The following is a 10993-nucleotide window of genomic DNA, read 5'->3' on the forward strand; positions in this document are numbered from 1 at the left end:
CCAATTTGAAGAAATTTGAGTAAGTTTCACATGACTGTGCATTCAGCTTTGATGCTAATTTTAAGTTTTTAACGGATCTAGACTACTACGATGTCACAGACCTTCCTACCGCCAGAATGGCTAAAACAGCTTTGCGATCCTTACGCTGTGCTAGGAATTTCTGTGAGTGCTGACGATCGCCAGATTTTTAAACGCTATCATACTTTAGCAAAGCTGCTACATCCCGATCGCTATGCTAAAAGCTGCAATCCAGACCAAGAATTAGCAACGGCGATACTTAGCTATTTAATCAATCCAGCTTACGAACAACTCAAAAATCGACACAAGCGCTTGATTGCCATAGCCATGCTGCGATCGGACGCAAGAGTATTACAGCAGCAACCTTTGTGTGGGCAAAGTGCCATAGCTCAGGAAATTCTAGAAATGTCTGCACCGCAAGCAGAATTGTTTTATGAAGAAGCGATCGCTTCCTATGCAGAAGCTCAATACAAATCACTCCATCAGTTTTATCAAGTTACACAACAAATTAGTTTACTGAATTTAGTTTACTTACAGTTGCATAAACCTGACTTGTTTCTCCCGCAAAGATCTGTTCGCATCATCCCCGAAGTAGAAGTCAAGCCAGTTGAATTGACATTTAATGAAGAAACTAATGTCAAACCAGTTTTGACAAATTACGCCCAACGTCACTACCAGCGAGCTATTGAGTACGTCAGGCTAGCCAATTGGGCCCTAGCCGTGCAAGAACTGCGCGATGCCATCAAGTTAGAGCCAAATAACAGCGACTATTATGCTTTATTAGGTTTAGTACATCTAAAACAGAAATTTATCGGCATGGCTAGGGTTTACATCCGTCAAGCATTAAAACTTAACCCGCAAGATTCACTAGCTTTGAAATACGCTACCAGACTGAAAATTGAACCGAGTGAAAATACCAATCCGAAATCAATGGCTAAAGCTCTGAGTATTGCGAGTTTATTAAGTCGATTTAACAAGGGGAAACCTTCTCAAGTCAAGTGTTGAAATTTCGGTAACAAACCGTACTAAAACCGAAGCTTCGTGACTAGATTACTCCCCTAGACTAAAATAATAAATAGAAGTAAAACTATTAAGCTACTGAGTCTGGGCGCTCAGTTTAATATAAGCAATATGGGATTCTTCGATTCGGAAATAGTTCAGCAAGAAGCAAAACAGCTGTTTGAGGATTATCAAGCGCTGATCAAGCTTGGCAACAGCTACGGCAAATTTGACCGCGATGGCAAAAAGCTGTTTATTGAGCAAATGGAAACCATGATGGATCGGTACCGCATCTTTATGAAGCGCTTCGAGCTATCAGAAGATTTCATGGCACAAATGACAGTAGAACAACTGAAAACGCAATTAGGTCAGTTCGGTGTCACTCCGCAACAAATGTTTGACCAAATGCACCTCACTTTAGAACGGATGAAAGCCGAGCTAGAAAAACAGCCCTAACAAAAGTTAGGAGTTGGGAGTTAGGAGTTCTCAATAAACTCATAACTCATAACTTATCACTCCTAACTTTAATTTGACTTGGGACGAGAAAACTGGGAAGGTGACTTGAAGTTTTCTACGGGTACGTTCTTAAGTGCCTTCTCCATAAAATCTTTCCAAATGGGAGCAACCATGACACCACCTGTGGCATGGTCAGCTAATTGTCTGTTGTCATCTCTCCCTACCCAAACAGCAGTTGTCAACTGTGGCACAGTGCCAACAAACCAAATATCTTTTTCTGATGATGTTGTTCCGGTTTTCCCTGCGGCTGGGCGACCGAGAGCAGCACCTTTACCTGTACCTTCAGTGATTACCGATCGCATCACATCGATAATTGCGGCTGATGCCCAAGGATCGAGAACTAGCTGTGGTTTAGGAGTGTTATCTAGCAACACGTTACCACTACTATCGGTGACACGGGCAATTACAGTTGGTGGAGATTGCCAGCCATAATTAGCAAAGGTAGCATAGGCACTAGCCATTTCCAGAGGAGTGACACCAATTGCACCAAGTGGTAAGGAAGTAACAGGTTCCATTGGACTCATAATGCCCAAAGTACGACACGTTTCTATAACTCTATTCATCCCTACAGCCTTACCAATCTTGATCACCGGAATGTTGCGCGATTGGGCTAAAGCTCTGCGGATTGGCATAGCTCCACTAAAACCGCCATCATAATTTCTGGGAAAGTACCAACCGTTACCATCTCGATAGCTAACTGGGGCATCTACCACCGTTGAGTCTGGCCCATATTTACCAGTAGCAAAAGCAGTATAGTATACAAACGGTTTAAAAGAAGATCCGGGCTGGCGCTGAGATTGAGTTGCACGATTAAATTCACTCGTCTTAGGATCTATACCGCCCACCAGTGCTTTAATAAAATGCGTGCGCGGATCGATTGCCACTAGGGCCATTTGATTCTTAGATAATCCTTGCCCCAGCAGTGTTTTATGCCACTTAACGACAGTTTCCTCAGCCATGATTTGGAAGTTGGCGTCAACTGTAGTTTGCACCCGCATCCCGCCTTTGAGTAGTGTCTCCCGCCCAAACTTTTTAGCCAACTCCTGCGCTACGGTATTGGTTACATAAGGTAAGGCACTACCTTGAAAGGATTTGATTCTCCCAAGTTTGATTTCTTGCTTGAGGGCATTATCGTATTCTGACTGGTTGATCCAGTTCAATTCCAGCATCCGTCCCAGCACTTCTTTTTGTTTCTGTTTTGCCAGCTTCATGCTCACAAACGGGCTAAATTCTTCTGGTGCTTGGATCAAACCCGCCATCATTGCTGACTCACCCAAGCTTAAATATTCTGATGATTTATTAAAGTAACTGCGGGCTGCCGTTTGTACACCATAATTGTTATGACCCCAATAAACTTGATTGAGGTACATTTCTAATATTTGGTCTTTAGTGAGAATTTGTTCTAACCGGATTGCTAGCACAGCCTCTGCTAACTTACGGGTAAAGGCCCGTTTTTGAGACAAAAACAGGTTTTTTACCAATTGCATAGTCACAGTAGAGCCACCCTCTTTGACTCCACCTGCTACAGCGTTAACTACTATAGCCCGGCCAACACCAGTGGGGTTAATACCGTGGTGATCGTAGAAGTGACTATCTTCACTTGCTAATACCGCGCGTTTTAAGTTCGGAGAAATTCTATCTAGAGGTACGACTTCCCGGTTGGCTTCCCCGTGAATACTTGTTAAGAGCTTGCCCTTAACGTCATAAATGTAAGTCGTTTCTGAGGGGAAGAAGTTACGTAGCTGTCTCACATCTGGCAAATTACGGAAACTGATGGCTAAACCAACCAGTCCTCCGGCTACAATGGAACTTGCCAGCATGGTGATTGATAGGAGAGTACCGCCAGTTACCTGACCAACTCCTTTCAAAAACTCAAAACCTGATGAAGCCCGACGCTGTGGCTGTTTATCTTCAAAAGTCCTAGACGACGACACGGCTATTTCACTTCCTCACTTGTAAATTTAACTGTAATTGATTGGGTGAAGCAAGGCGGTTAGTTTTTTGCAATTATAGTAGTTTGGCAGATGAGAAAGCGGATAAATTGCAAGTGTTTATAACCAACTTAACTTCTAGTGTGCAAAACATAGCTAATAATCAGTCTTTTAATATGACGCAAGATTTTGCTTGGCTGCGTCGTGGTGTAGTAGAAGTTTTCCCACAATCAACTGATGTTAACAGCGAAAGTCTAGAAAGGCTCTTACTAACTACAGACAAACCTTTAAGGGTCAAATTGGGAATTGACCCTACAGGTACTGATATTCATCTTGGTCATAGCATACCAGTACGAAAACTGCGAGGATTTCAAGATGCAGGTCATACAGCAGTTTTAATTATTGGCGATTTTACAGCACGTATTGGCGATCCAACTGGTAAATCTGAAGTGCGTCGTCAACTTACAGAAGCAGATGTAGCTAAAAATGCTCAGACTTACTTAGATCAAGTACGTCCTATCTTGGATTTTGACACACCAGGAAGGTTAGAGGTGCGCTATAACTCCGAATGGCTCTCTAAGCTCAACTTAGAGAAAATTTTGGAGTTACTCTCCACGATGACGGTGGGGCAGATGTTAGCGAAGGAAGGATTTGCCGATCGCTATAAAAAAGAGAATCCGATTTTTATCCATGAGTTCCTGTACCCGTTAATGCAGGGTTTTGATTCGGTTGCAGTTGAGGCAGATGTGGAATTAGGCGGCACCGATCAGAAATTTAATATAGCTGTAGGCAGAGATTTGCAGCGCCATTTTGGTCAAAAGCCCCAATTTGGAATGCTGCTGCCAATTTTGATTGGCACAGATGGCGTGCAAAAAATGTCTAAGTCTTTAGGTAATTATATCGGATTGTCAGAACACCCAGGACAAAAGTATCAAAAGTTGCAAGGAGTTCCCGATAATCTCCTAGAACAGTATTTTGAACTGTTAACGGATTTACCTTTGGATCGACTGCCAGAAAATCCCCGCGATCGCCAGACACTTTTAGCATGGGAAGTTGTTAAACAGTACCACGGTGAAACAGCCGCTAAAGAAGCAAAAGAAGCAGCCCAAAGCGGCGGCAAGGAAGGTGCAGTACCAGAATTTTCTCTAGCCGGCGTGCAGCAATTTCCTACTAAGTTAGCGTATATTCTCAATGTCACTGGCTTGTGCAAAAGTACCGGGGAAGGAAAGCGGAAAATTCAAGAGGGTGGCGTGCGTTTAGATGGCGATCGCATTACCGATGCTGACACCACTTTTGATGCTCCTGGTGAATTACAAGGTAAAGTTTTACAAGTTGGAAAAAATAAGTTTGTGCGCTTAGTACCCTAAATTGGGAGTCAGAATGAAAAAACTAATGACAAATGACCAATGACCAATGACAAAATAATTGTGGCTTTGGATGTGCCAGATGAACAAGCTGCGATCGCCCTTGTAGATCGACTTGAGGATGTTACTTTCTTCAAAGTAGGTTTAGAGTTGTTTACCAGCACTGGCCCAAAAATTCTGGAAGTGCTAAAATCCCGGCAAAAGCGGATTTTCCTGGATTTAAAGTTTGATGACATCCCCAACACTGTTGCAGGTGCTTGCCGTAGTGCAGCTCGTTATGGTGTGGATTTATTGACAATTCATGCTACGTGTGGTACAGAAGCTCTCAAGGCTGCAACAGAAGCGGCACAAGTAGGAGCAGCACAAGCGAGTCTAAAACCACCAAAGTTAATTGCGATTACTCTGCTAACGAGCATTTCTGCCAGACAGTTGGCATTTGATTTAAAAATACCCCTAGAATTGCCAGAATATGCTCTAGAAATGGCCCTACTGGCTCAGGAATCTGGTTTGGATGGGGTAGTTTGTTCGCCTCAAGAGGTGGCACAGCTACGACAAACTTGTGGAAATGACTTTTTACTAGTTTGTCCGGGGGTTAGACCAACTTGGGCTGATATTGGCGATCAAAAGCGATCGCTCACTCCAGCTCAAGCTATTAAAGCCGGTGCAGATTATCTAGTGATTGGGCGTCCCATCACCACTGCTACTGAGCCTGAGTTAGCCTGGAAGAGGATTTCTGAGGAGTTGATCGCGGTGGCATGAAGCTTAGAGTCAGTGAGAAACTCAGAGTCCAGGGTGTAGAGAAGAACAATCTTGCCTCTTGGCTCAGTCAGAAAAATTATAGTTTCCTGTTTGCTTGTGGCTTCTGGGTTGTAGTCTCAAATAGCTTTGCTTACCCAGCCTTCTCGATAAACCCTATCCCTAAACCCTCGACGCTAGCAGAAAGGGAAAATGTCAACAATGGTGCGAAGTCTTTGTGTTCTGAGCAAAATTTAGAAACATTAACTATACAGCTATTGCAAAAATTACCTAGTTATACCAATCGCGCTAGTCAACGCGCCCGCCGCCTCAGTAGAAGCAGTCAGGTTTACAGTTATATGTTAGTGGCAGGAAGACCTGAGTTTACTCCTCTGCCCCTTAACCTTGAAGAATATAGTGCAGATACGTCTAAAAGTGCTGCATCAGAAGTTGAGCAAGTTTTCTTTACTACCTTGGAGCGGCAGTACATAGATCGGAAAGTTGTAGAATTACAAGAATTTCACTGGCTGTTATTGACTAAAACTAAAAGTGGTTGGCAACTAGTGATGATGTTTTCTCAAGTTGGTTCCTATTCACAACAGCAGCCACTATCTCCACCACGAGATAGTAGTAACGGTACTGTTGCCCAAGGAGTTAAAGCTTGGTTGCGCGATTGTGAAGCTGGAAGTTTACGTTAATAAAACCTAATTCCCAATCTTCGTAAATTAGAAAAATATTAAGTAATGTCTAAAAATACTTACTCAAATTCTCTATAAACAGGATTATCACTTGTGGTTAGAAACTATATTAAAATAAATGCAATAACGAGATTTAGAACATCTTGATTAGGATCGTTTGATTGAGGAGATTTAAAGATTGAATAATGAACAATAACACAAGTTTGAAAGTTATTTACTTTCTTTGAAATGCTCTGGCGCGGCATAGCCCCTTGTTAAAGGTAAGCTAACTTTTTACAGCACGGCGTAAATAAATTACTCATTTCAAATCAATAAAATGCTTACGCTGTATACCTGTTTGAATTTTGTTCGCGAGTCCGCAAGCGTCATTGTGAATTTTGAATTAGCCTTTTGCGGTACTAGTTATTTTCATAGAAGATACATTACCTAACTAGCTCGTATCAGTATGATTTTACCTGTATCTTTAGGAATATTTTTAGGAAAAATAGCTAATAAATAGCTAAAAGAAGCAGACATTATTTAAAAACGCAGATTGGCTTGAATTTAAGCGTTGTAACTCCCGTTTTTTGGCGATAACATGGAAAGAAGTTTATTTCAAGCTTTATCAAACCGCCTTTAGCGTCAGTTTTTTTATGGACATTCAGTTAATTAACATCGGGTTTGGTAACATCGTGTCTGCCAACCGAGTAGTTGCCATTGTCAGTCCAGAGTCTGCCCCGATTAAGCGGATTATTACCGATGCACGGGATAGAGGTCAACTGATTGATGCAACTTACGGTCGTCGCACGAGAGCTGTAATTATCACCGATTCCAGCCACGTAATTCTGTCAGCAATTCAGCCGGAAACGGTAGCGAATCGCTTTGTAATTTCTCGCGATCATCAAACTGTAGATAATTGACTAGCAGTGGATTTTTCCCACTCCTGTTTGTACCGGATCGGTAGTACCATGTGAATTAGACAAATTTTATGTCACTCTTGCTACAAATTCTTTAGTCATTAGTGGACTAAACCAAGAACACAAGACTAATGAATAATATGTATTGATTGATTCACAGGTTGAAGGGATGATGCCAGCTTTACCCATCCAGAGTAGTGCGACTACCGAAGAATGCTTACATTTAGGCAGGTTAATTGTTTTAACTGGCCCCAGTGGGGTCGGCAAAGGTACTTTAATGCGATCGCTCCTAGAGCGTCATCCAGAACTCTATTATTCCGTATCCGTGACAACTCGTTCTCCCCGTCCAGGGGAAATCGATGGCAAAAGTTATTACTTCATCAGTCGCAGTAAGTTTGAACAATTAGTTGCTGAAGGTGAATTTTTAGAATGGGCAGAATTTGCTGGTAACTATTACGGCACACCCCGTGAAGCAGTACTTAACCAAATTCATTTCGGTAAGTTGGTGGTGCTGGAAATTGAACTAGAAGGGGCAAGACAAATTCGTGCTTCCTTCCCCAGTGCCCTCAGCATTTTTATTTTACCGCCTTCCTTTGATGAATTAGAGAAACGAATACGCTCTCGTGCCCAAGATTCTGAAGAAGCGATCGCCCGTCGTCTGCTTCACGCCCAAGAAGAAATTCAAGCCGCAGATGAATTTGATATTCAAATCGTTAATGACGATTTTGAAACTGCTTTAAATGATATTGAAGGAGTTTTGTTTAAATAAATTAGGAGTTAAGAGTTAGAAGTTATGAATTATAAACTCCTAATTCTTAACTCCTGTATAGACGCGATTAATGAGCCAGCGCGTTGCGGGGGTTCCCACGGCAATCGCTCATGGGGGGAACCCCCAAGACCGCGCTGCCTCCCCGTTGTAGCGACTGGCGTCGCGTCTCTACTGCTAACTCCCAGTAATTAACCAAATAGACCTTGAATTAGTGCCAAATTACTGGTCAAAAAGTAAGCAACTACTGCACCACCAATACCACCAATCAAGAAAGAACTGCCGAAGTTGTTCCAGCTTTCTTTAGAGTTAAAAGCATCTGCTGGAGGCTTGGGTACGGTAACACTAGGAAGTGCTTTGGGTGGATTGCTATTTGCATACAGCGATAGAGCGCCTGTGAGAACTACAACCAAGCCAATGGCTGATAGTAACCCAGCTAAGTTAGCATTATCTGTGTCCCGCAGTGGGCCTAATTTGGCAAAGGGGCCAAATAGCCAGTAACCATGAGCCATACCAACTTCCAAACCGCGTCTAGCAGGAGCCAAACCTGGGCGATAGGCAGGTAAATTATTAATAAACCCCTTGATCAAAGGAGAAGAATTAACCGGGGTTTCTAAGTTGCCTATCTGTGGATCGCCAAATGCGGGAAAAACAACTTCCCGATTTCTAGGATCGCTGGGAAGATTCTTTGATGCATCTACTGCTTGTGCCATATTTTATGTTCGCCTCTAAATTAAAATGGTGGCATTTTTATATTAATAATAATTGTCGCTCAAGAAGCATTTTGTTTAGGAAGTTTAGAAAAATTAATTTAGCTGATTTTAAAACCGTGAAACTCGCGATCTGTAAACAGTATCACGAGTTTCAAAAAACTATTTTTGCCGGCTATTTTAGTGATAATTCTGCCTAACTAAGCTGAAAAAATCAACTACACAATATTAAGCAAAAAACAAGACAATGATTCAACAGTCCTAAATCCCATTAAACACTTATGGTAGTGGGTGGAAAAGTAGGTCGGGGAAAAAGCGGTTGAATTCAATCAAGATCCCTGCTGTGATGAACAGCCATATCGTAGCGGCCACGGGTGCTGTAGAAATGAATTTAATCAAATAAGCTGATTGATCGCCTTTGTCTGCCATGAATTTAGTCTCCAAAAGGAATGAATTATTTAAGCTGATTTAGCGTGGAGAAATGGGGATTTCTGTATCCTTGGCCGCTAATTTGTTTGAAAGGAGTTCTTGGACTGCTGCTACTGGCCAAGTAAAGCCTGACGCTATTATGGGTAGTGCCAAAGCAAAATCGATTTGGATTTCTTTTTGTTCAGTATTCGGGTCTTTTTTGATTGTTTGCAGATAGGTACGACCTACCCAGCCAATCCAACCAGCAATATATAGAAACAGAATGCTAGGGATCAAAAAGTCACCAGCATGATCTAGACGGCCATCAACAATCAAGTGGGGATAGCCTTCAGGACCACACAGTTCTTGAGAATAACGCTCAAACCGCTTTCTCCCAGATTCGGGGTCAGCGGTGGTATTACGGGCATTAGCTGCTAGCTGTTGAAAAGCGGGATTGTCTTTACACGGTGTCAAATTAGCCCCTAAAGCTTGTGCTGGGGGGGCAAAATTGAACCAAAGACTAATCGCTAACATCAAAGCAAACAATCGTCGCATAGAGTTGTTTCCTTTTATTACAAAACAAGAAGTTCTTTGTACAAAACGAAGCGGCTTGTACAGTTGTTTATTTGCATAACTAGGAAGTCATCATACTCTTGGGTGGGAACCGAGTAAAGTTTAAGTAAATAAAAGTTAAAGCTTCTCAACCAAAATTAGTGCTGAGTTCCGAGTGCTGTTAGCAAAAGCGGGGCGTTTAGCCCGTCCTCAGTAGAAGAGTTGTTGTAGGGTAGTAAAGAAGCAAGATTTTTTCTTTACTATTCAGGACTCAGGACTCAGCACTCAGCACTCAGCACTCTCAATGACAACCGTTTTAGCAATAGAAACCAGTTGTGATGAAACAGCCGTCGCAATTGTTAACAATCGTAAAGTTTGCAGCAGTATCGTAGCCTCGCAAATTCCAGTCCATCAGCAGTATGGCGGGGTAGTACCAGAAGTAGCGTCTCGCCAGCACTTGGAAACGATAAATGTTGCGATCGCACAAGCCTTAGAGCAAGCTCAACTAAATTGGGGACAAATTGACGCAATTGCCGCCACTTGTGCCCCTGGACTTGTAGGAGCGCTATTGGTGGGATTAACTGCTGCCAAAACTCTAGCGATGGTACACAATAAGCCATTTTTGGGAGTTCATCACCTCGAAGGTCACATCTATGCAACTTACTTGAGCGAATCAACTTTAAATCCCCCTTTCCTTAGCTTACTGGTTTCAGGCGGACATACAAGCTTGATTTATGTCAAAGATTGTGGTATATACGAAACTCTGGGACAAACCCGTGATGATGCTGCGGGTGAAGCCTTTGATAAAGTGGCGCGATTGTTAAAGTTGGGTTATCCGGGTGGACCAGCGATCGACAAGTTGGCACAGCAGGGTAATCCTCAAGCCTTTGCTTTACCGGAAGGAAAAGTTTCTTTACCTGGTGGGGGGTTTCATCGTTATGATGCGAGTTTTAGTGGGTTAAAAACGGCTGTATTACGTTTAGTGCAGCAGTTAGAAAAAGATAGTGGACAAGTGCCAGTGGCAGATATAGCAGCGAGCTTTCAGGATGCGGTAGCGCGATCGCTAACCAAAAGAGCGATCGCCTGTGCCCTTGACTATAGTCTAGACACAATTGCCATTGGTGGCGGTGTAGCAGCTAATAGCGGCTTGAGAAAAAATCTCCAAGCCGCCGCCGTTAAACATAACCTACGCGTCCTCTTCCCACCTTTAAAATTCTGTACCGATAACGCCGCCATGATTGGCTGTGCCGCCGCTGACCATCTATCCCGTGGTCATACGTCCCCCCTGACACTAGGCGTTGAATCTAGATTAGGGCTTACTCAGGTGATGAAGTTGTATCAATCTGTTGAGTAGTCATTTGTCATTTGTCATTTGTCATTTGTCATTTGTCATTTGTCAT

The 10993-nt window shown here is 42.7% G+C and carries 12 protein-coding genes; 8 read left to right on the plus strand and 4 right to left on the minus strand.

Going from position 1 to position 10993, the window contains the following annotated elements; genetic code table 11:
• The first annotated feature begins 90 nt into the window (after positions 1-90).
• Positions 91-1023, plus strand: coding sequence for a J domain-containing protein (locus RMZ95_RS31275; RefSeq protein ID WP_322684891.1), 933 nt, complete (start codon positions 91-93; stop codon positions 1021-1023).
• Positions 1024-1149: 126 nt separating this feature from the next.
• Positions 1150-1473 carry a DUF1825 family protein gene (locus tag RMZ95_RS31280; protein WP_094349476.1) on the plus strand — a complete coding sequence of 108 codons (324 nt, stop codon included), beginning with the start codon at positions 1150-1152 and terminating at the stop codon, positions 1471-1473.
• Positions 1474-1541: 68 nt separating this feature from the next.
• Here the strand turns inward: RMZ95_RS31280 and RMZ95_RS31285 are convergent, their stop codons facing one another.
• Positions 1542-3467: a transglycosylase domain-containing protein gene (locus RMZ95_RS31285; protein WP_322684892.1), complete on the minus strand. Its 1926-nt coding sequence runs from the start codon at positions 3465-3467 to the stop codon at positions 1542-1544.
• A 173-nt stretch (positions 3468-3640) separates the two neighbouring features.
• Between RMZ95_RS31285 and tyrS the strand changes: the two genes are divergently transcribed.
• The 5 genes from tyrS (at position 3641) to gmk (ending at position 7926) form a co-directional block, all read left to right on the plus strand.
• Entirely contained in the window at positions 3641-4831 is a 1191-nt protein-coding gene (gene tyrS, locus RMZ95_RS31290; protein ID WP_322685000.1) for a tyrosine--tRNA ligase, read from the plus strand.
• Positions 4832-4870: 39 nt separating this feature from the next.
• Positions 4871-5587: an orotidine-5'-phosphate decarboxylase gene (gene pyrF, locus RMZ95_RS31295; protein ID WP_322671973.1), complete on the plus strand. Its 717-nt coding sequence runs from the start codon at positions 4871-4873 to the stop codon at positions 5585-5587.
• Positions 5584-6261, plus strand: a complete 678-nt coding sequence (locus RMZ95_RS31300) for a hypothetical protein (protein ID WP_322671974.1) — start codon at positions 5584-5586, stop codon at positions 6259-6261. Before pyrF ends, RMZ95_RS31300 begins: the two co-directional genes overlap by 4 nt.
• Positions 6262-6893: 632 nt before the next feature.
• Positions 6894-7160 (plus strand): extracellular matrix/biofilm regulator RemA, encoded by a 267-nt coding sequence (remA, locus tag RMZ95_RS31305; RefSeq protein ID WP_073639751.1) that lies wholly within the window; start codon positions 6894-6896, stop codon positions 7158-7160.
• A 166-nt stretch (positions 7161-7326) separates the two neighbouring features.
• Positions 7327-7926, plus strand: coding sequence for a guanylate kinase (gene gmk, locus RMZ95_RS31310; protein ID WP_322672059.1), 600 nt, complete (start codon positions 7327-7329; stop codon positions 7924-7926).
• A gap of 188 nt (positions 7927-8114) precedes the next feature.
• Here gmk and RMZ95_RS31315 read toward each other — a convergent pair whose 3' ends face one another.
• From RMZ95_RS31315 to RMZ95_RS31325, 3 genes are all read right to left on the minus strand, one after another.
• On the minus strand, positions 8115-8636 hold the full coding sequence (locus RMZ95_RS31315; protein ID WP_322663575.1) for a photosystem I reaction center protein subunit XI: 522 nt from the start codon (positions 8634-8636) through the stop codon (positions 8115-8117).
• Between the two features lie 276 nt (positions 8637-8912).
• A complete protein-coding gene (psaJ, locus tag RMZ95_RS31320; RefSeq protein ID WP_094349471.1) occupies positions 8913-9062 on the minus strand; it encodes a photosystem I reaction center subunit IX in 150 nt (49 codons plus the stop codon).
• Positions 9063-9101: 39 nt separating this feature from the next.
• The gene (locus RMZ95_RS31325) at positions 9102-9596 is read right to left on the minus strand and encodes a Photosystem I reaction center subunit III (protein WP_322684893.1); all 495 of its coding nucleotides are present in this window, start codon (positions 9594-9596) and stop codon (positions 9102-9104) included.
• A 301-nt stretch (positions 9597-9897) separates the two neighbouring features.
• Here RMZ95_RS31325 and tsaD point away from each other — a divergent pair, with 301 nt between their 5' ends.
• Positions 9898-10947 (plus strand): tRNA (adenosine(37)-N6)-threonylcarbamoyltransferase complex transferase subunit TsaD, encoded by a 1050-nt coding sequence (tsaD, locus tag RMZ95_RS31330; RefSeq protein ID WP_322684894.1) that lies wholly within the window; start codon positions 9898-9900, stop codon positions 10945-10947.
• The last annotated feature ends 46 nt before the right edge of the window (positions 10948-10993 follow it).

Source organism: Nostoc sp. DedQUE07 (genome assembly GCF_034530975.2).
Lineage (GTDB): Bacteria > Cyanobacteriota > Cyanobacteriia > Cyanobacteriales > Nostocaceae > Nostoc.